Source organism: Angustibacter luteus, from assembly GCF_039541115.1.
GTDB lineage: Bacteria > Actinomycetota > Actinomycetes > Actinomycetales > Angustibacteraceae > Angustibacter > Angustibacter luteus.
In genome coordinates this window covers 1-23246 of sequence record NZ_BAABFP010000007.1, presented here as the reverse complement: position 1 = coordinate 23246, position 23246 = coordinate 1, and the positions used below count along the sequence as shown (strand labels likewise).

Annotated in this window: 16 protein-coding genes and 1 pseudogene; 7 read left to right on the top strand and 10 right to left on the bottom strand. The window is 73.9% G+C overall.

Features of this window, described 5'->3' with window-relative positions:
- The first annotated feature begins 65 nt into the window (after positions 1-65).
- Positions 66-1334, top strand: coding sequence for an MFS transporter (locus ABEB17_RS14165; RefSeq protein WP_345717386.1), 1269 nt, complete (start codon positions 66-68; stop codon positions 1332-1334).
- Positions 1331-2344: a TolB family protein gene (locus ABEB17_RS14160; RefSeq protein WP_345717385.1), complete on the top strand. Its 1014-nt coding sequence runs from the start codon at positions 1331-1333 to the stop codon at positions 2342-2344. The genes ABEB17_RS14165 and ABEB17_RS14160 overlap by 4 nt, the downstream gene beginning before the upstream one ends.
- On the opposite strand, the gene ABEB17_RS14155 is transcribed toward ABEB17_RS14160, so the two are convergent.
- The 6 genes from ABEB17_RS14155 to ABEB17_RS14130 form a co-directional block, all read right to left on the bottom strand.
- Positions 2341-3408, bottom strand: a complete 1068-nt coding sequence (locus ABEB17_RS14155) for an alpha-hydroxy acid oxidase (protein ID WP_345717384.1) — start codon at positions 3406-3408, stop codon at positions 2341-2343. The genes ABEB17_RS14160 and ABEB17_RS14155 overlap by 4 nt on opposite strands.
- Complete coding sequence (locus tag ABEB17_RS14150) at positions 3405-5036, bottom strand: amidohydrolase (protein ID WP_345717383.1); 1632 nt, start codon at positions 5034-5036, stop codon at positions 3405-3407. Before ABEB17_RS14150 ends, ABEB17_RS14155 begins: the two co-directional genes overlap by 4 nt.
- Before the next feature lie 48 nt (positions 5037-5084).
- The gene (locus ABEB17_RS14145) at positions 5085-6992 is read right to left on the bottom strand and encodes a PKD domain-containing protein (RefSeq protein ID WP_345717382.1); all 1908 of its coding nucleotides are present in this window, start codon (positions 6990-6992) and stop codon (positions 5085-5087) included.
- A gap of 67 nt (positions 6993-7059) precedes the next feature.
- Entirely contained in the window at positions 7060-8745 is a 1686-nt protein-coding gene (locus ABEB17_RS14140) for a DUF885 domain-containing protein (protein WP_345717381.1), read from the bottom strand.
- A complete protein-coding gene (locus tag ABEB17_RS14135) occupies positions 8742-9728 on the bottom strand; it encodes a nucleoside triphosphate pyrophosphohydrolase (protein WP_345717380.1) in 987 nt (328 codons plus the stop codon). The genes ABEB17_RS14140 and ABEB17_RS14135 overlap by 4 nt, the downstream gene beginning before the upstream one ends.
- 41 nt (positions 9729-9769) lie before the next feature.
- Positions 9770-10333 (bottom strand): hypothetical protein, encoded by a 564-nt coding sequence (locus tag ABEB17_RS14130; RefSeq protein WP_345717379.1) that lies wholly within the window; start codon positions 10331-10333, stop codon positions 9770-9772.
- 193 nt (positions 10334-10526) lie between these two features.
- On the opposite strand from ABEB17_RS14130, the gene cysC reads away from it, so the two are divergent.
- Positions 10527-11792: an adenylyl-sulfate kinase gene (cysC, locus tag ABEB17_RS14125; RefSeq protein ID WP_345717378.1), complete on the top strand. Its 1266-nt coding sequence runs from the start codon at positions 10527-10529 to the stop codon at positions 11790-11792.
- A 9-nt stretch (positions 11793-11801) separates the two neighbouring features.
- Here the strand turns inward: cysC and cysN are convergent, their stop codons facing one another.
- From cysN to mfd, 4 genes are all read right to left on the bottom strand, one after another.
- Entirely contained in the window at positions 11802-13055 is a 1254-nt protein-coding gene (gene cysN, locus ABEB17_RS14120) for a sulfate adenylyltransferase subunit CysN (RefSeq protein ID WP_345717377.1), read from the bottom strand.
- Positions 13055-13966: a sulfate adenylyltransferase subunit CysD gene (gene cysD, locus ABEB17_RS14115; RefSeq protein ID WP_345717376.1), complete on the bottom strand. Its 912-nt coding sequence runs from the start codon at positions 13964-13966 to the stop codon at positions 13055-13057. The genes cysN and cysD overlap by 1 nt, the downstream gene beginning before the upstream one ends.
- Before the next feature lie 2 nt (positions 13967-13968).
- A complete protein-coding gene (locus ABEB17_RS14110) occupies positions 13969-14727 on the bottom strand; it encodes a 3'(2'),5'-bisphosphate nucleotidase CysQ (RefSeq protein WP_345717375.1) in 759 nt (252 codons plus the stop codon).
- A 74-nt stretch (positions 14728-14801) separates the two neighbouring features.
- Positions 14802-18431 carry a transcription-repair coupling factor gene (gene mfd / locus ABEB17_RS14105; protein ID WP_345717374.1) on the bottom strand — a complete coding sequence of 1210 codons (3630 nt, stop codon included), beginning with the start codon at positions 18429-18431 and terminating at the stop codon, positions 14802-14804.
- Between the two features lie 120 nt (positions 18432-18551).
- Here mfd and ABEB17_RS14100 point away from each other — a divergent pair, with 120 nt between their 5' ends.
- The 4 genes and pseudogenes from ABEB17_RS14100 to ABEB17_RS14085 all read left to right on the top strand — a co-directional run.
- Positions 18552-19733 (top strand): glycosyltransferase family 4 protein, encoded by a 1182-nt coding sequence (locus ABEB17_RS14100; protein WP_345717373.1) that lies wholly within the window; start codon positions 18552-18554, stop codon positions 19731-19733.
- A 9-nt stretch (positions 19734-19742) separates the two neighbouring features.
- Positions 19743-21506 carry a DUF4012 domain-containing protein gene (locus ABEB17_RS14095; protein ID WP_345717372.1) on the top strand — a complete coding sequence of 588 codons (1764 nt, stop codon included), beginning with the start codon at positions 19743-19745 and terminating at the stop codon, positions 21504-21506.
- A 141-nt stretch (positions 21507-21647) separates the two neighbouring features.
- Positions 21648-21947, top strand: coding sequence for a hypothetical protein (locus ABEB17_RS14090; protein WP_345717371.1), 300 nt, complete (start codon positions 21648-21650; stop codon positions 21945-21947).
- Positions 21948-22134: 187 nt separating this feature from the next.
- Positions 22135-23246, top strand: a pseudogene (locus ABEB17_RS14085) (hypothetical protein); the annotation flags it as partial.

Sequence of the window (23246 nt, the reverse complement as noted above, 5' to 3'; positions counted from 1 at the left end):
TCCCCGGACGGGTGGCCCGGCGCCGTCGTACCCTCACGAGACGGCACCACGACGAGGAACCGGCGATGTACCTGAGTCTGCGCGAGGGGCGGAAGACCGAAGGCCCCGCCGGTGGATCCGGCCGGGTCGCCGGCACGGTGCTGCTGCTCGGCCTGGTGAGCCTGCTGACCGACGTGTCCTCGGAGTCCGTGGCCGCCGTGCTGCCGCTCTACCTGACCGGCGCCCTCGGCCTGAGCCCGCTCGCCTACGGGTTCGTGGACGGCGTCTACCAGGGGGCCAGTGCCGTCGTCCGGATCCTCGGCGGCTGGCTGGCCGACCGCGGGGACCACCCGAAGTGGGTGGCGGTCGGCGGGTACGGGCTGTCCGCGCTGACCCGGCTGGCGCTGCTCGCGGTGAGCGGGTTCGCGGCGGTGACCGCCGTGGTCACCGTGGACCGGCTCGGCAAGGGTCTGCGCACGGCCCCGCGGGACGCGATGATCATGGCCGCCTCGGACGACGCCACGCTCGGTCGGGCGTTCGGCACGCACCGTGCGCTGGACACCGTGGGCGCCGCGATCGGTCCCCTGCTGGCGTTCGTCGTGCTCTGGCAGCTGCCGGACTCCTACCACTCCGTGTTCGTGGTCTCGTTCGCCTTCGCGGTCGTGGGTCTCGCGGTGCTGGTGCTCGCGGTGCCCGACCTGAGACCGCGGCGATCCCGAGCGAGGGGCCCAGCGAGCACCCCCACGCCCGCTCCCCGCCCCTCGCTGCGGCTGCTGCGGGACCCGCGGCTGGCCCGGCTGCTGCTCGCCGCGGCGGTGCTCGGCCTGCTGACCGTCGGTGACGGGTTCCTCTACCTGTCGCTGCAGCAGCGCGACGACCTCGCCACGGCCTGGTTCCCGCTGCTGTACGTCGGCACGAACCTGGCGTACCTGGCCCTGGCGATCCCCCTGGGCCGGCTGGGCGACCGGGTCGGGCGGGCCAAGGTCTTCCTGCTCGGGCACGTGGCGCTGCTGGCGTCCTACCTGGCCGCCGCCGGGCCGGTCGGTGGCGCGACCACCCTGCTCTGCCTGCTGCTGCTCGGGACCTACTACGCGGCGACCGACGGCATCCTGGCGGCGCTGTCCGGACGGCTGACGCACCCCGACGTCCGGGCCAGCGGGATCGCCACGGCCCAGACGGTGCAGGCGCTCGCCCGGTTCGCCTCGTCCCTGCTGTTCGGCCTGCTCTGGTTCACCCTGGGCCGCACGCCGGCCCTGCTCGTCGTCGCAGCGGCGCTGCTCGTCGCGCTGCTGGCGCTGGGCCGGCTGGTGCTGCGGCTGGACCGCGGGGGCGCCGCCCCGGTGGCCACGCCGTGAGGGGCCGGCTGGTGGCCCTCGGCGCCGTCGCCGTGCTCGCCGTCGCCGGCACGGGGTGGTACCTGGCCGACGCCCGTTCCGACCTGGACGCGCAGTCCCGGCGGAGCGCCACCGCCACCGCCGACGGCCCGCGGGCCGCCGCCATCGCGGCCGGCCCGCACCTGGTGTTCCGCAGCACCGTGCACGACAGCTCGTACGGCAAGGTGTCGATGGTCGCGCTGGCCGACCCGGCAGGCCCGCGCGCGGTCACCGCCACCAGCTGCGAGCGGGTCGACGCGACGGCGCACCGGGTGCTCTGCCTCGCCCAGGACCGCGGGGTGACGCTGACCTACACCGCCCGGGTCCTGGACGCCGACCTGCACGCCCTGCAACCGTTGGAGCTCAACGGGATCGCGAGCCGGGCGCGGCTGTCCACGGACGGCTCGCTGGCCGCGACGACGGCGTTCGTGTCCGGGCACTCGTACGCCTCGACCACCTTCTCGACCCAGACCCTGGTCACCCGGGTCGGCGGGGCGTCCTACGGCGACCTCGAGCGGTTCACGCTGCGACACCGGGGCCACGAGATCGCCCCGAAGGACCGCAACATCTGGGGGGTGACGTTCGCCGCGGACGACGACACGTTCTACGCGACCGTGGCCTGGGGCGGGCGGACCTGGCTGGCCCGCGGCAGCCTGGCCCACCGAACGCTCACCACCATCCGGTCGGACGCCGAGTGCCCGGCGCTGTCGCCCGACGGCACCCGGGTCGCCTACAAGAAGCGGCTGGGCCTGCCGCAGGGTCAGTGGCGGCTGGTCAGCTACGACCTGGCCACCGGGGTGGAGACCCGGCTGGCCGAGCCCCGCAGCGTCGACGACCAGCTCGAGTGGCTGGACGACGCGACCGTGACCTACGGCCTGCTGCGGGCGGACTCCCGGCAGGCGGTGACCGACGTGTGGGCCGTTCCCGCCGACGGCTCCGGTGCACCGACCCGGCTCGTCGCGGGGGCCTGGTCGCCGTCCGTCGTCCGCTAGACAGGCCGCTCGACGGGCCGCTCGATGCGGGTGACCAGGTCGGCGGTGACGGCGTCCAGGGTGGGTGCGCCGGCCAGCGCCATCACGTGCGCGAGGTCGTCGGTCAGCGTGTCCAGCAGCTCGCGGACCCCAGCCGCTCCACCGGCCGCCAGCGCCCAGAGCACCGGCCGCCCGAGCAGCACCGCCCGGGCTCCCAGCGCCAGGGCGGTCAGCACGTCCAGGCCGCTGCGCAGCCCGCCGTCGACCAGCACCGGCACCCGGTCGCCGACCGCGGCCACCACCTCGGGCAGCGCGACCGCGCTCGGCACCACCCGGTCGAGCTGGCGACCGCCGTGGGTGGACACCACGATCCCGGCGGCCCCCGCGTCGACGCAGCGCGCCGCCTCGTCGCCGCGGAGCACCCCCTTGACCAGCACCGGCAGCCCGGTCAGTGCCGCGAGCTCGGCGACCAGGTCCGTGGTCGCCGACGGCCACTGGTCGGCGGCGTCGGTCGCGGCGTCCGGGCGCAGGTGGGCGCCCGAGTTCACCGCCACCATGTCCTCGATGCCGGGGATGCCGAGGGAGTCCGACAGCGGCTTGCGCCCGACGAAGGGCGTGTCACCGGTGAGCACCAGCGCGGTGGCGCCGGCGTCCCGGGCCCGCACGGCCAGCCCGCGGTGCACTGCGGGGTCGCGCGTCGCGTAGACCTGGAACCACCACGGCCCGGCGGCCGCCTGCGCCACGGACTCCAGCGGCTGGCTGGCCCGTGCCGAGAGCGTCAGCAGGGCGCCGGCGGCCGCGGCGCCGCGAGCCGTCGCGACCTCGCCGTCCGGGTGGGCCAGCCGGTGGTAGGCGGTCGGCGCCACCAGCAGCGGCGTCGCCAGGTGCGTGCCCAGCAGGTCCAGCGACAGGTCGACCGCGGCCACGTCGGTCAGCACCCGCGGCCGCAGCCGGTAGTGGCTCCAGGCGGCCTCGGCCTCGCGCCTCGTCAGCTCGGCCCCCGCGCCGGACTCGTAGTAGGCCAGGGCCTCGGACCCGAGCACCTCGCGCGCCCGGGCGTGCTGGGCGTCCACGAGCGCGCTCACGACCGCTCCCAGACCAGGCGACCGTCGACCAGGGTGAGGTCGACCTGCACGCCGGAGATCTCGTCGGGCGGCACGGCGGTGACGTCGCGGTCCAGCACCACCAGGTCGGCCAGCGCACCGGCGGCGACCCTCCCGCCGTCGTCCCGGTGGGTGACCCGAGCCGAGCCGAGCGTGTACGCCGACAGCGCGGTCACGACGTCCAGCGCCTCGTCGGGCAGCAGCGCCGGGCGGTCGCCGCCCGGCTCACGGCGGGTGACCGCGACCTCGATCGCGGCCAGCGGGTCCGGCGTCGAGACGGGCCAGTCCGAGCCCATCGCGAGCGCCGCGCCGGTCCGCACCAGGCTGGCGAACGGGTACTGCCAGGACGAGCGCACCGGGCCGAGGATCGGGATGTTCAGGTCGTCCATGGCGGCCTCGTGGCAGGCCCACAGCGCCTGGCAGTTCGCGGTCACGCCGAGCGCCGCGAACCGTGGGACGTCGACCGGGTCGACGACCTGCAGGTGCGCGACGTGGTGGCGCAGGTCGGGGACGGCGTCCGGGTCAGCCAGCGCGGCCTCCAGCGCGTCCAGGGACTCCCGGACGGCGCGGTCGCCGATCGCGTGCACGTGCAGCTGGAAACCGTTGCGGGACAGCAGCACCGCTGCGTCGCGCAGCACCTGCGGGTCCACGTACGACAGGCCGCTGCGGGGCTCGCAGGCGCAGCCGGGCAGCTCGACGTACGGCTCGACCAGGCCAGCCGTGCGGCTCTCCACCACGCCGTCCTGCATGACCTTCACGGTCCCGGCGCGGAACCGGCCGTCCGGCACGGCGGCGGCCACGTCGGACCGGCGGCGCACGAGGTCGGCGACGACGTCCGGCAGCCGCTCCGCGGTGGTGCCGCGGGGGAACCACAGGGCCCCGGTGACGCGGGCGGTGAGCAGTCCGCGGGCGGCCACCGCCAGGTACGCCGCGGTCGGGTCGGGGTGGCCGGCGTAGGCCCCGACGATCGCGTCCTGCCAGCCGGTCACGCCGAGGCCGTGCAGGTACCGCTGTGCCTCCAGCAGCCCGGCGACCTGCTCGTCGAGGGTCTCGTCCGGGACGTGCGCGGCGACGAGGTCCATCTCCTCCTCGTGCAGCGTGCCGACGTGGCCGGGGTCCGGCAGCTGGGACGGCGCCACGCCGGCCCGGCGCAACGCCTCGGAGTTCACCCACACCGCGTGGTGGCTGTTGTCACGGAGCATGACCGGGCGGTCCGGCACCGCCTGGTCGAGGGCCGCAGCGGTGGGCAGACCGGCGGCGAAGTACTCCTTGAGCCAGCCGCCGCCGACGATCCAGTCCAGCTCGGGGTGGGCGTCGGCGAACCGGCGGACCCGGTCGAGGGTGTCGGCTGCCCCGGTGGCGCCGGTCAGGTCGCAGCCGAGCCGCTCGACGCCGCCCTGGACCGGGTGCACGTGCGCGTCCGTGAAGCCCGGCAGCACCAGCCGGCCGGCCAGGTCGACCACCTCGGTCGCGTCGCCGACGGCGGCGCGAACCTCGTCGTCCGAGCCGACGGCGAGCACCCGGCCGTCCCGCACCGCAACGGCGGTCGCGCCGGGCAGGACCTTCTCGCCGTCGAACACCACGCCGCCGTGCAGCACCAGGTCAGCCATCCCGGCATCGTGTCACCTGGCGCGCGGACTCGACCGCCCGACGCCCGATCAGGGGCTGACGGCCCGGAAGTCGTCGATGCTCAGCACGACCGGTGCGTTGGTGGACGAGCTCGAGAAGTACGTGTACAGCCCGAGGTACCCGGCGGCCTGCAGAGCCGCGGTGGAGTCCGTCGCCGACACCGTCCAGGCGGCTGGCTCGGGATCGGCCGCCCGCCACAGCTTCGCCCGCAGCGTCGTCGGAGCCGTTCCCAGCACCTGCCAGCGCAGCTTGAGCGGCTCCCCGGCCGTGACCCCACCCGGCAGTGACACGGTCGAGCCCAGCACGGTCTCGGCGGTGTCGAAGCGGGACAGGTTCATCGAGAGCACGTTGCCGGTCAGCCAGCGCAAGCGCAGCCGGTACTCCGCGCCCGACGGGACGTGCCGGGCCCGGAACCACAACGCCGTCCCGCTGCCGGTCCCGTTCTTGTCCATCGACAGGGAGGTGGTCAGGTCGGTGTTCAGCGCGTTGGCCGAACCGAGGTAGGCGTACGGGCCCGCCCCGGGCGTCGCCATCAGCAGCTTGCCGACTCCACCGCTGACGGAGGCCTGGCCGGACGAGCCGGCCGTCCAGTTCCCCCCGGTCTCGGCCTTGCCCCAGCCGCTGGCCACCGTTCGGGTGAAGCCGTCGGACGCGTACGGCGGCGGGGACGCGGACACCGTGACGGAGGTGCTGGCCGTCGCGGTGGCGCCGTCGTCGTCCGTGACCCGCAACGTGACCGGGTACGTGCCGGCGGTCGCGAACGTGTGCCCGCGGGTGGCTCCGGTGTCGGTGGTGCCGTCGCCGAAGGTCCAGTCCCAGGCCGAGATCGTGCCGTCGGGGTCGCTGGATCCGGTGCCGTCGAACGTGCACGTCAGCGCGCTGCAGACCGGGGTCGCGACCGAGGCCGTGGGCGGGCTGTTCACCGGGGTGGTCGAGCGGGTGATGGTGAACAGGTCGCTGAACGCGCCCGTCACCGGGGCGAACCGGGCGGTGAGCTGGTCGCCGTCCGCGACCACGTCGAGGAAGCCGTAGCTCGCGGCGGTGTTCGCGCCCTGGAACTGCGCGAAGTAGGCGGCCTCGGTGTCGGCCGGGTCGACGTCCCGCAGCGGCGTCCCACCGGTGCCGACGGTCGCCAGCACCGTCCCGGCGCCCTTGACCAGCTGGTCGTCGGAGTCGACCACGCAGCTGGCGTTGTAGGCGTTCAGGGTGAGCGACGGGCAGCCGGCGCCGAGCGCCAGCTGCTTGGACCGCTGGTACAGGTGCTCGTGACCGGACAGGATCAGGTCGACCTTCTTCTGCAGCAGCATCGAGATGATCGGTTGCACCGACGCCTCGCAGCCGTACTCGCCGACCGAGACGCAGGGCTTGTGCATGCCGACGACCACCCAGGGGATGCCGCTCGCTCGCGCGCCGTCCACGGCCGCCGCCGTCCACTGGTAGCGCGGCGACCCCACGCTGTAGTCCCAGTTGCCGTCCGAGAAGCCCAGCCCGGCCGAGATCATCACGAACCGCACCGTCGGGTTCGACCGCGGGTAGTCCACGTACCACTGCCGGCCGTAGGTTCCGGTCACCCCGGGCAGCTGGTTGGGCAGGCAGGCGGAGAAGTCGTTGATGTTGCCGTTCAACCCGTTGCTCTCGTGGTTGCCGGAGATCAGCTCGAACGGGAAGCCCGACCCGACCTTGCCGGTGACGAGGTCGCAGAACGCCTGCTCGTTGCCGACGGCGCCGTAGGACAGGTCGCCGAGCGCGAGGTTGAGGTCGGGGGCGTTCGCGTGGATGCCGTCCAGCACCAGGCTCGTGTTCGCCGTGGTCGCGTAGTCGCCGGCCGCGGTGAAGTGCACGGTCGGGGATGCGGCCTGCACCGTGGCGCCGGGTACCGCGAGCATCGCGGCGACCGCGATCACGAGCGTGACGACCACCACGGGACGACGCAGCATGGCTGGCCCCTCTGATCGGGTTCCTGCGCGCTCACCCTGGCACAACCGGGACGCCGCCCGCAGCCGTTCAGCCGAGTTCGAGCAGGGACCGCAGCAGCCGCGGGGACGGCGACCCGTGGGCGAGCAGCGCGTCGTGCACGACGCGGGTCCGGGACTGCGGGCGCGCGGCGCGCAGGTCCGCCGCCAGCGCGGACACCTCGACGTGACCGACGTAGTACGTCGAGAGCTGGGCGCTGGTCAGCAGGGCCCGGCGCCACTTGCCGGCCGCCTCGCCGTCCTCCTGGTGGCCGCGGGTGGTCATCAGCGCCATCGCCTCGGCCTCGGTCATGCCGCGGGTGTGCACCCGCACGTCGAGGATCGCGTTGATGGTGCAGCGCAGCAGCATCTTCAGCTGCTGCATGCGCAGCGCGAGCGCGCCGACCGAGCCGGGCTCCAGCTGCTCGACGAGGTCCGCGACCAGACCCTCGGCGTAGACCGCCCAGCCCTCGACGAACGTGCCGCTGGTCAGGGCCGCGCGCGCGGCCGTCGAACCGCGGAAGCGCCGGGCGTGCGCGAGCTGGAGGACGTGGCCGGGCATGGCCTCGTGCACCGACAGGTTCCGCAGCATGTGGTCGTTGTACTCGCGGTAGAAGGACGCGACGCGCTCGGCGGACCAGCCGTCCGGGGTGGGGGCGACGGCGAAGAACGTGGGCGCCGGGCCACCCGTGGCCAGGTCGGGCTCGAGCGGGCCGGGCGGGTCGCAGTAGGCGACCGCGACGCCGCGGTTCACCTCCGGCATCTCGATGATCTCGACCGGGTCGTCGGGCACGGTGACGAGCTCGTGCTCGCGGACGAGTGCGGTGAGGTCGCTCAGGTGCGCCCGGCAGCGGTCCAGCACGTCGGCATCGGTCACCGGCGCGCCGGCGGCCAGGGCGTCCAGCACCGCGCGGACCCGGCCGGCCGGGTCCGCGTCGACCCCGAGCTGCGGGGCCAGCTGGGCCGCCACCTCGGCGATCCGCTCTTCGACGGCCATCAGGTCGCTCTCCGCGCGGTCCAGCAGGGCGTCCGGTCCGGTCGAGGTGTCCAGCGCGTACCAGAGCCGGGCCGCGTAGGCGCGGTCCCCGAGTCGGGGGTCGCGGTCGGACTCGGGCAGCTGGTCGGCCAGCCAGCCGGCGTGCTCCTCGAGGGCGTCCGCGGCCGCCGTGCGCAGCGCGTCCAGGTCGACGACCGGCGCGCGGGCCAGCAGCGCGTCCACCGGCTCGCCGAGCAGCGACAGCGCGCCGCGGGCCTGCAGGACGGCCGTCTCGACGTGCACCCGCGGCAGCTGCCCGAGCTGGTCACGGACGGTGTGCAGGTACTCCGGGATCGCCGCCAGCCGGGCGGCCAGCGCCCGGACCCGGTCCTCGGGGACGCCGGTGTCGCGGGCCACCAGCGAGTAGATCGCCGGCCCGGGCAGGGACAGCAGCGGGTCCCAGGTCTGCTCGGCCAGGTCGCCGAGGCTCCAGGTGCGGGCGGTGAGCCGGCCGCGCAGCAGCTCCAGGTCGGTCCGGTCCTGCGGGCCCAGCTCGGCGTCGTCGATGTCGTCCAGCGCGCCGGTGGCGTCCGCGAGGTCACCGAGCGTCGCCTGCACGCCATCGGGTGACAGGTCGGGCAGCCGCCGGTCGAACCGGTGGTCACCGAGCGTCGTGGCCCGGACCGGGTCGTGCTCGAGCAGCACGTCCAGCGCCGTCCGGGCGGTCTGCCAGAAGCGTTCGGGCACCGGCGCCGGGCTCATCCGCGGACCTCACGGTCGGGGTGGTCGGGGTGGTCGCGGTGCCGCTGCTCCAGCTCGCGCACCGCGGCGCGCAGGACGGCCTCGGGGTCGCGGCCGTCGACCCTCGCCTGGGCGACGAGGGTGAGCAGGGCGTCGGCGAGGGCGTCGCCAACCGGTTCGGGGACGGCGCCGCCGCCGTCCCGTTCGATCCGGCCGAGCACCTTCTCGGCGCGGGCCAGCGCGGGCAGCGCGGCGGGGATGCCGTCCAGGACGCTCTCGCGGCCCTTCTCGGCCGCCTTGAGCCGATCCCAGTTCTGCTGGACGTCGGACGCCGACGTGCCGCCCGACCCGGCATCGGGGGCGAAGACGTGCGGGTGCCGGCGGACCAGCTTGGCGACGATGCCGGCGGCCACGTCGTCCACGTCGAAGGGCTGCTCGCCCTCCTGCGCCATCCGGGCGTGGAAGACCACCTGCAGCAGGACGTCGCCGAGCTCCTCGCGCACGGCCGCCGGGTCGCCGGACTCCAGCGCCTCGACCGCCTCGTAGGCCTCCTCGATCAGGTACGGCACCAGCGAGGTCGGGGTCTGCTCGGCGTCCCACGGGCAGCCGCCGGGTGAGCGCAGCCGGTCCATCACGGCGACCAGGTCGAGCAGCCGGGAGCCCGGCACGTCGTGGCTGGCGACCAGGATCTCCACGGTCGGCGGGTCGCCGGTGGCCGCGACCCGGGAGAGCTCCATGGCCAGTGCGTCGGTCAGGCCGGGGTCGGCGTCCGGCGAGCCGAGCCAGACCAGGGTCGCGGTCGCCGCCCGCTGCACGAGCGCGCGGGCCCGGGAGGCGACGTCCGGCGACTCCTCCACCCGGACGTCGATCCCGGCCTCGGCGACGGCCTCGGGCAGCGCGTCCGCCGGGTCGGCGCAGAGCACCAGGTCGGCGGCGTCGAGCGCCTGCCAACCGCCCCGGCTGAGCAGGCCGGGCGCGACCCGCGGTGAGGCGACCAGCAGCACGAGCTGGCCGCCCGCCAGCTGGTCCTCCTGCAGTGGGCTGGTCAGGGCTGACCGGGGTTCGTGGACTCGGTCGGCTCGGACTTCGGGACCACCCAGTTCGGCGGGGCGTCCACGATGGACATCTGCTGGACGTCGAAGGTGCCGTAGCGGGGGCTCAGCTTGGGGTCGGCGGCGCCGATGTCCTTCTGCACCTGGGCCAGTGCCTCGCTGGCGCCGGCCTGCTGCATCTTCTGCAGGGCGGTGAAGGTGCGCAGCACCAGGATCGAACCCGGGTCCGGGGTGGTCGTCTTCGGCAGCAGCTTGGCGGCCTCCTGGTTGCTGACCCCGTTGCCGGTGGCCTGCGCCGCGGACAGCACCCACGGCGAGATCACCAGGTAGTACAGCACCGTGCGCTCCAGGCCGTCGCCCTGAGCCAGCTGCGGGTTGCCCTCGCGGATGCCCTGGCTGGAGTCGTTCACCTGCTGGCTGGTGATCCGCCGGTCCCCCACGATCGCGGCGGCGCCGGCCTTGGCCGGGGTGCACGCGGACACCGCGAGCCCCAACGCCACGGCCACCACCGCGGCTCGTAGCCCGCTCCGCCCCACGACGCTTCTGGTGTCGAACACCGCTGTCCCTTCGCTGCCCTGATGCCTGACGGGCCGCGAGGCTGTGCCCCGACCTGCCCGTGCCGCGCCCACAGCCTAAGACCTCGGAGCCCGGGACTGGACGCCACCCGACCCCGGACGATGGAATTGGCCGTCGCAGCGATCGAGCGCACCGAACGGCAGGAGGCTCGTGAACCACCCGAAGGACGCTCCCGTGCTGTCCCCCACCGACCTCGAGCTCGCCGACCTCGCCCTCGTCCTGCTCGGCGTGCGGCTGCCGTTCCGCCGGCTCGGCGGCACGCTGGCCGACCCTGACGAGGGGGCCGGCGGTGCCGAGCACCAGGTCGGGCTCGCGCTGCCCGACCCGCAGGCCACCGCCGCGGTCCGGGCCGGTCAGGTGCTGCTGGCCGACCGGCAGGGCATCCCGGTCGCGGCGCTGGACGACGTCCGCGGCGAACCGGGCGGGATCCGTGGCCGCGTGCGAGCGCTGGCCGCCGCCATCCGGACCGAGCACCCGGCGTCCGGCCCCGCCGTCCCCGCCGTCCCTGCCGTCCCCGCCGTCCAGGCCGTGCTAGCCGGACGACCCTTCCTCGCCGACGAGCCGGCACCTGACGTCGCGCTGGTGCTCGTGCCGACCGGCGGCGCCACCCCCGACGGGATGCCGTCGCGGACCCTGCGGGAGGCGGTCCGCGCCGGACTCCCCACCGGTTCGGCGACCCGGCTCGCCGAGGTGCCCTTCGCGTTCCGCGACCCGGCCAGCGACCGGGCGCTGGCCGATGCCGTCGGCCGGGCGTTCGGCGCGGCACGCACGGAGGTGCTCGGCGCGGGCGACGCCCGCTGGCGCGAGGTCCTCGGCCGGCTCGACCGGGCAGACCCGCTGCCGACCACGCTGGTGGCGGCCGACGTCGCGACCCACCTGGAGCGCTGGCGACCGCCGCCGTCCCGGCGCGGGCTGGTGGTGATGTTCACCGGGCTGTCCGGGTCGGGCAAGTCCACGCTGGCCGCGGCGCTGGCCGACCACGTCCGCGACCGCACCGAGCGCACGACCAGCGTGCTGGACGGCGACGAGGTCCGCCGGCTGCTGTCGGCCGACCTGGGGTTCGACAAGGCGGCCCGCGAGACGAACGTGCGCCGGATCGGCTTCGTCGCGAGCCTGGTCGCCGAGCACGGCGGGGTCGCGGTCTGCGCACCCATCGCGCCGTACGCGGCCACCCGGCAGGAGGTGCGGCAGCGGGTGGAGCAGGTCGGCGACTTCCTGCTGGTGCACGTGGCGACGCCCCTGGAGGTCTGCGAGGAGCGTGACGTCAAGGGGCTCTACGCTCGCGCCCGGGCCGGCCTGGTGCCGCAGTTCACCGGGATCAGCGACCCCTACGAGGAGCCGGACGACGCGGACGTCGTCGTCGACACCTCCCGGCTCACCGAGCAGCAGGCGCTGGACGTCGTCCTGGCGCACCTGCGCGCCGGTGGCTGGCTGAGCTGAGCAGCCGGGTCAGCCGGCCGAGGTGATCATGCCGGCCGCGACGGTCCGGTTCGTGGCCTCGTCGACCAGCACGAACCCACCCGTCGTCCGGTTGCGCGAGTACTCGTCGGTCATCAGCGGGGCGGTGGTGCGCAGCCGCACCCGGCCGACCTCGTTGAGCGACAACGAGTCCGCGCTCTCGTCCCGGTGCAGCGTGTTCACGTCGAGCCGGTACTGCAGGTCGCGGACGACGGCCCGCGCGGTCCGGGTGGTGTGCTTGATCGCGTACTTGCGGCCGACCTGCAGCGAGGCCGACTCGTCCATCCAGCAGACCATCGCGTCCAGGTTCTGCGCCGCCACGGGCGCGTTGCGCGGCCGGCAGATCATGTCCCCGCGCGAGACGTCGATCTCGTCCTCGAGCCGGATCGTCACCGACATCGGCGGGTAGGCCTCGTCGACCTCGCCGTCCGCGGTGGCCACGGAGGCGATCCGGGTGGTGAAGCCGGACGGCAGCACCATCACCTCGTCGCCCTTCTTGATCACCCCGCCGGCGACCTGCCCGGCGTACCCGCGGTAGTCGTGCCAGGCGTCCGACTGCGGGCGGATCACGTACTGCACCGGGAACCGGACGTCGATCAGGTTCCGGTCGCTGGCCACGTGCACGTTCTCCAGGTGGTGCAGCAGGCTGGAGCCCTCGTACCAGGGCATGTTCGGCGAGCGGGTCACCACGTTGTCGCCCTTGAGCGCGGACACCGGGACGACCGTCAGGTCGGGGATGCGCAGCTTGGTGGCGAACGCGCGGAACTCGTCGTGGATCCGGTCGTACACCTCCTGCGAGTAGTCGACCAGGTCCATCTTGTTGATGCACAGCACCAGGTGCGGCACCTCGAGCAGCGTGGCCAGGAACGCGTGTCGGCGGCTCTGCTCGAGGATGCCCTTGCGGGCGTCCACCAGCACCAGCGCCAGGTCGGCGGTCGAGGCGCCGGTGACCATGTTGCGGGTGTACTGGATGTGCCCGGGGGTGTCCGCGATGATGAACGTGCGCTTGGGGGTGGCGAAGTACCGGTAGGCGACGTCGATCGTGATGCCCTGCTCGCGCTCGGCCCGCAGGCCGTCGGTGAGCAGCGCCAGGTTGGTGTGCTCGTCGCCGCGCTCGCGGCTGGCCCGCTCGACCGACTCGATCTGGTCCTCGAACACGGTCTTGGTGTCGTAGAGCAGCCGGCCGATCAGCGTCGACTTGCCGTCGTCCACCGAGCCCGCCGTGGCGAAGCGCAGGATGTCCATCAGAAGTAGCCCTCCCGCTTGCGGTCCTCCATGGCGGCCTCGCTGAACTTGTCGTCGCCGCGGGTCGCGCCGCGCTCGGTGACCCGGGTCGCCGCCACCTCGGCCACGACCTCCTCGACCGTGGCGGCGTCGCTGAGCACCGCGGCGGTCAGGCTGGCGTCGCCGACCGTCCGGTAGCGCACCCGCTCGACGCGGACCGGCTCGCCGGCCTTGGGCTGGCAGACCTCGTGGACGCCGAACAGCATCCCCGCGCGCTCGAACACCTCGCGCTCGTGCGCGTAGTAGATGGACGGCAGCTCCAGGCCCTCGCGGGCGATGTACTGCCAGATGTCGAGCTCGGTCCAGTTGGACAGTGGGAAGACCCGGATGCTCTCGCCGGCGTGGATCCGACCGTTGTAGAGGCTCCACAGCTCGGGACGCTGGTTCTTCGGGTCCCACTGACCGAAGTCGTCGCGGAACGAGAAGATCCGCTCCTTGGCGCGGGCCTTGTCCTCGTCGCGGCGGGCCCCACCGAAGATCGCGGTGAACCGGTGCTTCTCCAGCGCCTCCAGCAGCACCGGGGTCTGGATCCGGTTGCGGGTGCCGTCCGGCGGCTGGACGACCGAGCCGTTGTCGATGGCCTCCTGCACGCTGGCCACGATCATGGGGACGCCGAGCTGGTCGACCCGGTGGTCACGGAAGGCCAGCACCTCGGCGAAGTTGTGGCCGGTGTCGACGTGCATCACCGGGAACGGGATGCGGGCCGGGTAGAACGCCTTCTCGGCCAGCCGGAGCATGACGATGGAGTCCTTGCCGCCGGAGAACAGGAGCACCGGCCGCTCGAGCTCGGCCACCACCTCGCGGAAGATGAAGATCGCCTCGGCCTCGAGGGTCTGCAGCTGGGTCAGCTGGTACCTCGTCGCGTCGTCCACGGTCAGTCCACCTCGGGCAGGTAGGCGCGGAGCTCGGTGAGCAGGAGCTCCGCGATCTCGGGCCGGCAGACCAGCAGGTCCGGCAGCAGAGGATCACGTCGGTTGTACCTCAAGGCACTGCCGTCCAGCCGCGACGTCCACAGACCGGACGAACGGCACACCGCGACGGGCGCGGCCGAGTCCCACTCGTACTGACCGCCGGCGTGCACGTAGGCGTCTGCGGCGTCGTCCAGGACGGCCGTGGCCTTCACCCCGGCGCTGCCCATCGGGACGAGCTCGGCGCCGATCCGCTCGGCGAGGGCGCCGACGAACGCCGGTGGGCGGCTGCGGCTGACCGCCAGCCGGATCGGTGCGGGGAGCCCGGTCGGACGTCGGGCCGGTACGTCGGTGCCGAACGTGACGCCGCGTGCGGGCAGCGCGACCGCCCCGGCCACCAGCTCGTCGCGCTGCCAGAGTGCGACGTGCACGGCCCAGTCGGTGCGGCCGGCCTCGGCGAACTCGCGGGTGCCGTCCAGCGGGTCGACGATCCAGACCCGCTCGCTGCTCAGCCGGGCTGCGTCGTCCTCACCCTCCTCGCTGAGCACCGCGTCGCCTGGGCGCTCCTGCTGCAGCCGGCCCAGCAGGTGCTCGTGCGAGCGCGCGTCGCCGTCCGCCGCCAGCTCGCGTCCGGTGAGCCCCTGCTCCCGGACGTCCAGGAGCAGCCGCCCCGCCTCGTCCGCCAGCCCGCGAGCGAGCTCGGCGTCGCGGCGGTGGTCAGGCACGGCACGAGCGTAGGCAACCGGAGCGGCCGAGCACCTGCTCGCACGGCCGCCGTCCACATGTCGGACGGTGGGGCTCAGCCGCCGCTCGCTGAGGCGGCGGCGCCGACCGAGTCCAGCAGCACGGCGTCGACCACGTCGCGGGCCCAGCGCAGCACCTCCTCGTCGCGCAGCGGGCGACCGCCGATCCGCGCCGTGGTCGGCTTCGGCACCATCATCGCGCGCACCGCCGGCCGGACCAGCGAGCCCGGGTAGAGCCGGGTCAGCCGCAGCTGCTGGCTCTCGCGCAGCTCCACCGGGGCGAAGCGGATGTGGTTGCCCTGCACCGCCACGTCCGTGAGCCCGGCCCGCCGGGCGTGCACCCGCAGCCGCGCGACGTCCAGCAGGTTCTGCACCGGCTGCGGCGGGGTGCCGTACCGGTCGACCAGCTCGTCCTTGACCGCCTCGACGGCCTGCTCGGTGTCGGCCTCGGCCAGCTTCTTGTAGGCCTCCAGCCGCAGCCGCTCCCCCGGCACGTACTCGTGCGGCAGGTGCGCGTCGACCGGCAGCTCGACCTTCATCTCGGCCGGGGCCTGCTCGCCGTCGCCGCGGTACTCGGCGACGGCCTCGCCGACCAGGCGCACGTACAGGTCGAAGCCGACCCCCGCGATGTGCCCGGACTGCTCGCCGCCCAGCAGGTTGCCGGCCCCGCGGATCTCGAGGTCCTTCATCGCCACCTGCATGCCGGAGCCCAGGTCGGTGTGCTGGGCGATCGTCTGCAGCCGGTCCAGCGCCGTCTCGGTGAGCGGCTTCTCGGGCGGGTACAGGAAGTAGGCGTAGGCCCGCTCGCGGCCGCGGCCGACCCGGCCGCGCAGCTGGTGCAGCTGGGACAGGCCGAAGTTCTCCGCCCGCTCGAGGATCAACGTGTTGGCGTTGCTGATGTCCAGGCCGGTCTCGACGATCGTCGTGCAGACCAGCACGTCGAACTTCTTCTCCCAGAAGTCGACGACCACCTGCTCGAGCTTGTGCTCGCCCATCTGGCCGTGCGCGGTGGCGATCCGCGCCTCGGGGACCAGCTCGCGCAGCCGGCTGGCGGCCTTCTCGATCGAGCTGACCCGGTTGTGGATGTAGAACACCTGGCCGTCGCGCAGCAGCTCGCGCCGGATCGCCGCACCGATCTGCTTCTCGTCGTAGCCCCCGACGAAGGTGAGCACCGGGTGGCGCTCCTCCGGAGGCGTTGCGAGAGTGGACATCTCGCGGATCCCGGTGACGGCCATCTCGAGCGTGCGCGGGATCGGCGTGGCGCTCATGGCGAGCACGTCCACCGCCGTGCGCATCGCCTTCAGCTGCTCCTTGTGCTCGACGCCGAAGCGCTGCTCCTCGTCGACCACGATGAGGCCGAGGTCCTTGAACCGGAAGTCGGTGGTCAGCAGGCGGTGGGTGCCGATGACCACGTCGACGCTGCCGTCGCGGATGCCGTCCTTGACGGCCGCGGCCTCCTTGTCGGACTGGAAGCGGGACAGCGCCTTCACCACGACCGGGAAGTTGGCGTAGCGCTCGGAGAAGGTGTTGAAGTGCTGCTGCACCAGCAGGGTGGTCGGCACCAGGATCGCGACCTGCTTGCCGTCCTGCACCGCCTTGAACGCCGCACGCACCGCGATCTCGGTCTTGCCGTAGCCCACGTCGCCGCAGATCAGCCGGTCCATCGGGACCGAGCGCTCCATGTCCGCCTTGACCTCGTCGATGGTGACCAGCTGGTCCGGGGTCTCGACGTAGGCGAAGGCGTCCTCGAGCTCGCGCTGCCACGGCGTGTCCGCGCCGAAGGCGTAGCCGGGCGAGGCCATCCGGGCCGAGTACAGCCGGATCAGCTCGCCCGCGATCTGCTTGACCGCCTTGCGCGCGCGACCCTTGGTCTTCGCCCAGTCGCCGCCGCCCAGCTTGTTGAGCGTGGGCGCCTCGCCGCCGACGTACTTGGTCACCTGGTCGAGGGAGTCGCTCGGCACGAACAGCCGGTCCGCCGGCTGGCCCCGCTTGCTCGACGCGTACTCGATCACCAGGTACTCGCGGGTCGAGTCCGCCACGGTGCGCTGCATCATCTCGACGAACCGGCCGACGCCGTGCTGCTCGTGCACGACGTGGTCGCCCGGCCGCAGCTGCAGCGGGTCGACGACGTTGCGCCGGCGCGACGGCATCCGGCGCATGTCCTTGGTGGACTGGCCCGCCGTCCCGGTCAGGTCCGTCTCGGTGACCAGCACGAGCTTGACCCCCGGGGCCACGAAGCCGCGGGCCAGCCGACCGGTCGTCACCTCCACCATGCCGGCGGCGGGCTCCTGGTCGTCCAGCGACGCCGTCAGCCGGGACGGCACCTCGCGCTCGCCGAGCACCTCGACGACGCGCTGGGCCAGGCCGCCGCCCTCGCTGACCACCACGACGCGCCAGCCGGACGACGTCCAGGACGCCAGGTCGTCCAGCGCGCGGACCGTGTCGCCGCGGTAGGAGTCCACGTCGTGCGCATCCAGGCTGAGCGCGAGCGCCCCGCCAACCGACCCGCCGTCGTCCGACCGGACGTGGTCCCCACCGCTGGCCGTCTCGGAGTCGACCGCGAAGGGCCCGACGGTCCACCACGGGACGTCCACCGCGAGCGCGTGCTCGCGGACGTCGGCGAGCTCGCGGAAGGACGCCGTGCCGAGCACCGCCTCCAGGTCGATCGGGGTGACGTTGCCGGCCGACGCGTTGGCCCAGCTCGCGTCCAGGAACTCGACGCTCGTGGCGACCAGGTCGTGGGCCCGCGCGCGGACGCGCTCGGGGTCGCAGACCAGCACCATCGCCCCCTCGGGCAGCACGTCGACGAGCAGTTCCATGCGGTCCACCAGGGCGGGGGTGAGCGACTCCATGCCCTCCACCGCGATGCCCTCGGACACCTTCGCCAGCAGGTCGGCGACGCCCGGCAGCTGCGGCACGAGCGCGCGGGCCCGTTCGCGGACGGCGTCGGTGAGCAGCAGCTCGCGGCAGGGGGGCGCCCACAGCCCGTGCTCGGCGATCTCCAGGCTGCGCTGGTCGGCGACCGCGAAGTAGCGGATCTCCTCGACCGTGTCGCCCCAGAACTCGACCCGCAACGGGTGCTGCTCGGTCGGCGGGAAGACGTCCAGGATGCCGCCGCGCAGGGCGAACTCACCGCGCCGCTCCACCAGGTCGGTGCGGGCGTAGGCGGCGCCGGCGAGGGCTCGGGCCACGTCCTCGAGGTCGGCCGTGTCACCCGTCGCCAGCCGCACCGGCTCCAGGTCGCCGAGGCCGGCCACGATGGGCTGCAGCACCGCGCGGACCGGGGCGACCACGACGGATACGGGGCCGGCGGTGGGGTCGGACGGGTCCGGGTGCGCCAGCCGGCGCAGCACGGCGAGCCGGCGCCCGACCGTGTCGCTGCGCGGGCTCAGCCGCTCGTGCGGCAGCGTCTCCCACGACGGGAAGTCCACGACCCGGTCACCGGGCAGGAAGCAGGACAGCGCCGAGGCGAGGTCCTCCGCCTCACGGGTGGTCGCGGTGACCACGAGCAGCGGGCGGCCGGCCGCGGTCGGGTCCGACGAGGCCAGCGCGCTGGCGACCAGCGGCCAGGCCCCGGCCGGCGCGGACAGGTCGAGCGTGCGGACGCCGCCGGAGCGGGCGAGGTCGCGGGCCTGCGCCAGCGCGGCGTCGGCCAGCAACGGCGGGAGGATCGAGCTCAGGCTCATGAGTCCCTCAGCCTATGCGGGACCGCTGACAAACCCCGCATCCGCCCCCCGGGCCACCCACCCGCATGGAAGGATCGACCCGACCGGCGGACGAGCTCGGGGTGGCGACCAGAGGTGGGCATGGGGACGACAGTGCTGGTCACGCACCCCGGCGCGGACCTGTACGGCTCGGACCGCGTCATGGTCGAGACCGTGCGTGGCCTGCTCGAGCAGGGCGCTCGCGTCGTGGTCACCCTGCCGACCCCCGGCCCGCTGACCGAGCTGCTGGGCGAGCTCGGCGTCGAGGTCGTGTTCACCCCGACGCCGGTGCTGCGCAAGGCCTACCTGTCACCCACCGGGCTGCTGCGGCTGCTCGCGGCCACCGCGGCCGCCGTGCCGGCGGGGATGCGGCTGCTGCGCCGGGTCCGGCCGGACGTCGTCTACGTCAGCACGATCACGGCTCCGCTCTGGCTCGTGCTGGCGCGCCTGGTGCGGGCCGACGTGGTCTGCCACGTGCACGAGGCGGAGCGGTCGGCGCGGCCCGTGGTCCGCCGGGCGCTGGTCGCCCCGCTGCTGCTCGCGCACCGCCTCGTGGTCAACAGCCAGTTCAGCGCCGACGTCCTGGCCGATACCTTCGGCCGCCTCGAGCGCACCAGCGAGGTCGTCTACAACGGCATCCCCGGCCCGGCGGACGTCACGCCCCTGCGGGCGGACGTCACGGACGAGCTGCGCGTGCTGTACGTCGGGCGGCTGTCCGAGCGCAAGGGCGTGGACGTGGCCGTGGCCGCGGTCGGGCTGCTCAACCAGTCCGGGCACCGGGCCCGTCTGGGCATCGTCGGTGCGGTCTTCCCCGGGTACGAGTGGTACGAGCAGCAGCTGGGCGAGCAGGTGGCCCGGCTCGCCCTGACGGACCGCGTCACCTTCCACGGCTTCAGCTCCGACGTCTGGACCCTGCTGGCCGGCGCCGACGTCCTCGTCGTCCCGTCCCGCCTGGACGAGCCGTTCGGCAACACCGCGGTCGAGGGGGTGCTCGCCGGACGGCCGGTCGTCGCCTCGGCGACCAGCGGGCTGCTCGAGGCGGTCGAGGGGCTGAAGGCCACCCGCAGCGTCCCGCCCGCCGACCCACAGGCCCTCGCCGACGCCCTCGCCGAGCTGGTCGGGGACTGGCCGCAGGTCCTGGCCCAGATGCCGGACGACGTCGCCGAGGCCGCCCGCCGCTACTCGCCGCGCCGCTACCGCGAGCACGTGGCCCGCGTCGTGCTCGGACCGGTCAACCGTGGAGGTTCCGGCAAACCGCCACGGCGCGAGCAGGGCGGCAGTTAGCCTTCGACGGTGCAGGCCACTGATCTCGAGGCCGTCGATGCCGACGACGACCTCGCCACCCGCGGGCGCTCCTGGGCGCGTCTGGCGATCAAGATCGTCCTCGGTCTGCTGCTCGCGCTCGTCGTCCTGCTCGTCCTCGAGGGGATCGTGGCCGGCCTGGCGCTGCGGTCGGCGCAGGCGGACGGCGACCGGGTCAAGGCCGCACTGAAGGCGGAGGACATCTCGGGTGCCGGCGACGGCATCGTCTCGTTGTCCCGACACCTGACCATTGCGACGAAGGCGCTGGCCGGGCCGCAGTGGCTGGTGCCGCAGGCCGCGCCGTACTACGGGGACGACCTGAAGGCGGTCCGCCGCACGGTCTTCGCGCTGCACGACACGGTGGATGGCACCGTCGACCCCCTGCTCGGCGTGGTCGGCACCCTGCAGGACCGCGCGCGCCGCCCCGACGGCAGCATCGACTCGGACCGGCTGGCGGTGCTCCGCGCCGACGTCGAGCGCGCGAAGCTTCCGGCCGCACACTCGGCCCAAGCCGTCGACGAGATCAACCTGCAGGGCGTCGCCGAACCGCTGCGCGGCCCGATCGAGAAGGCGCGCAACGCCGTCGACCTGGTGAACTCCTCGGTCGCCACGGCGGCGGACGGTCTGGTCGTCGCCGCGCAGGTGCTCGGCGCGGACGACCCGAGCGGCATCCTGGTCGGCGTCCAGAACCCGTCCGAGGCCCGCGGGACCGGCGGCATCATCGGCGCCCTGGCGGTCATCAAGGCCGACCGCGGCCGTCTGGACCTGGTGCGCACCGACGTGAACGACGACGTCATCCCCTACAAGACGCCGACCGACGAGCTGCCGCGCGACCTGGTCGCGCTCTACGGACCCCAGCTGCGCGACGTCCGCAACAGCAACCTGTCCCCCGACTTCACCCGGGCGGCCCCCCTGCTCGCCGCGAGCTTCCGGCGCTACACGAGCCAGAGCGGGGGCCAGAGCGCACCGACCAGCAGCACCATCGTGAGCATCACCCCCCGTGCCCTGGCCCGGCTGCTCGAGGTCACCGGCCCGGTCAAGGTGGCCCGAGGTCCGCAGATCACCTCGCAGAACGCCGCGGACCTGTTCGGCGCCGACATCTACCGCACGATCCCGGACACCACGGTGCGCAACGCCTACGTGCAGGACGTCCTGAAGTCGGTCTTCGGCAAGCTCACCACCAGCAACGTGGACGGCGTCAAGCTCGTGCAGGCGTTGCGGGACGCCACCTCGCAGGGTCAGCTCATGGCCTGGAGCCCCGTCGGGTCCGTCCAGCAGGCCCTGTCGAACCTGGGCGCGGACGGCGGCCTCGGCAAGCCCGACGGCAGCACGGCCCGGGTCTCGCTCGTGAACACGGACGCCTCGAAGCTCGACTACTGGGATCGGGTGTCCATCGACCTCGCGCCCGGTCGCGCGCTGGACGTGTCGGTGCGCAACGAGGCACCTGCGACGGTCGCCGGCTACGCCCAGAACCATCTGCCGGGCGCCGACCCGACGACCCACCAGGTCGTCGTCCAGGTGCACCTGCCCCCGACCGTGTCGGTCCGCGGCGCCCAGCTCGACGGCAAGCCCGTGGCGTTCGGCGCGGGCACGGAGCGTGGGTGGAACGTCCTGCGCGTGACCATGACGATCCCGCGCGGTGAGCACCGGACCCTGACCGTGTCGCTCGGCGGCGGCCAGGGGATGACCACCGTGGTGCCGCCCGTGACGTCCTCACCCACCGTGGTGAAGGTCGCCGGGCAGCGCGTGCCGTAGCGCGTCCGGCGAACCTTCCACTACGCAGCGTCATTCTTTGGCCCTCTTCGGGGGTATGCCTGCGGGTGGAGCACTACGCCATGTAGCGTTGTCCTTGTTCCACTGGGTTGTTGTCCACGCTTGAGTCAAGGGGTTCAGATCATGCGCAGCACGCTTCGTCGTTCCGCCGCCGCAGCGGTGCTCTGCGGTGTGGCCGTCCTCGGCGGGCCCGCAGTGGCCAACGCGGCAGACAACGACTACCCGGCACCGACACCGTCCGCCACGGTGAGCGTGCTTCCGTCGTCCTCGACGGCGCCGACCGTGCAGAGCTCGAACGCCGACAGCCCGGCGCTCGCGTACACGGGTACGGACGTCGCCATCTGGCTGGCCGCTGGTGTCGGCCTGACCGCCGGCGGTGCGTTCCTGGTGGCCGCCACGCGCAAGCGAGGCGCCCGCGCCTGACCCACCCACAGCAATGCCGATGCCCGGCCGGTGACTAGTCACCGGTCGGGCATCGCGCTGTTTGCGTGCTGGGCCGCCTGGGTGAACTCAAGATCATCCGACTACAGGGTGGGGGTGACTAGACCGTTGCCCTGCTATGGCCGAGAGCACGCGCCCCACTCGTGATTCAGCAGCGCCGACCGTCACCGTGGTCGCGCACGTCGTGCGCCTGCCGCGGCCCGGGGGGCGCCTGGCGTCCGCGCTCGCCCGGCTCGCCCCCGCCGTGGCCGGGGTCAGCGTCGTCGGGGCCCTGCTGGTCGGGACCGTGGGGTCCGGCGAGGCGGCGGCCCCTGCGCTGCCGCTGCCGCAGGCCGAGCTCGCGTCCTCGACGACGCTGGAGCTGTCCAGCACGGTCGCATCGGACACCTTCTCCCGCGTTCGGCGCAGCAGCTGGGGCTCGGCCACGACCGGCGGAGCCTGGGTCCTGCAGGGCAAGCACGACTTCTCCGTGGGCGGCGCCACCGGCGGCGTCGTCGTCCGCACCGGATCAACTCGTCGGGCCTACCTCAGCGGGACCCACGAGCGGGACAGCGAGACCACCGTCGTCTTCAAGGTCACCTCCCTGCCCACCAGGGGGAACGGCACCTGGGTGGGCATCACCTCCCGGCAGCACGGCACCATCACCTACATCCAGCGGGTCCGGGTCGCCCAGGGCGGCGTGCTCCAGCTCCAGACCTCACGGGCCAACAGCCGGGACCAGCTGACCACGGTCGGTCGCACGGTCACGCTCGCGACCCGAGCCAGGGCCGGCACGTACTACGTGCTGCGCGCCCGCGTGTCCGGCACCTCCCCGGTCAGCCTGGCCAGCAAGCTGTGGAAGCTCGGCTCGGCCACTCCCGCCTGGCAGGCGACCGGGACCGACCAGAGCGCTGCGCGCCTGACGGCCACGGGGGCGTCCGGTCTCGCCTTCTACACCTCGGCGCTGTCCCGGGCGAACGGCGTCCGGGTCACCTCCCTGAGCGTGCGCCGCCTGGTGACCGTCGTCCACCCCGCTCCGCAGCCCACGCCGACGACCAGCTCGTCGCCCACGAGCACGGCCACGACGTCCCCGACCACGTCCCCGACCACGTCCCCCACGACGTCCCCCACGACGTCCCCCACGAGCCCGAGCACCAGCACGTCCCCCACGACGTCCCCCACGAGCACGGCCACCACCTCGACCACCAGCACCCCGTCAGCCAGCACGACCAGCGCGACCGCCGTGCCGGCGGGTAAGCCGGGGGCGTCGAACACCGGGGTGCCGGCTGGTACGGCGCTGAC

Bases quoted from the DNA above. Each gene is read 5' to 3' on its own strand.
- ABEB17_RS14100 (WP_345717373.1), top strand. From the start codon at position 18,552: ATGGGGACGACAGTGCTGGTCACGCACCCCGGCGCGGACCTGTACGGC.
- mfd (WP_345717374.1), bottom strand. From the start codon at position 18,431: ATGAGCCTGAGCTCGATCCTCCCGCCGTTGCTGGCCGACGCCGCGCTG.
- ABEB17_RS14150 (WP_345717383.1), bottom strand. From the start codon at position 5,036: ATGGCTGACCTGGTGCTGCACGGCGGCGTGGTGTTCGACGGCGAGAAG.
- ABEB17_RS14140 (WP_345717381.1), bottom strand. From the start codon at position 8,745: ATGAGCCCGGCGCCGGTGCCCGAACGCTTCTGGCAGACCGCCCGGACG.
- cysN (WP_345717377.1), bottom strand. From the start codon at position 13,055: ATGGACATCCTGCGCTTCGCCACGGCGGGCTCGGTGGACGACGGCAAG.
- ABEB17_RS14165 (WP_345717386.1), top strand. From the start codon at position 66: ATGTACCTGAGTCTGCGCGAGGGGCGGAAGACCGAAGGCCCCGCCGGT.
- ABEB17_RS14145 (WP_345717382.1), bottom strand. From the start codon at position 6,992: ATGCTGCGTCGTCCCGTGGTGGTCGTCACGCTCGTGATCGCGGTCGCC.
- ABEB17_RS14090 (WP_345717371.1), top strand. From the start codon at position 21,648: ATGCGCAGCACGCTTCGTCGTTCCGCCGCCGCAGCGGTGCTCTGCGGT.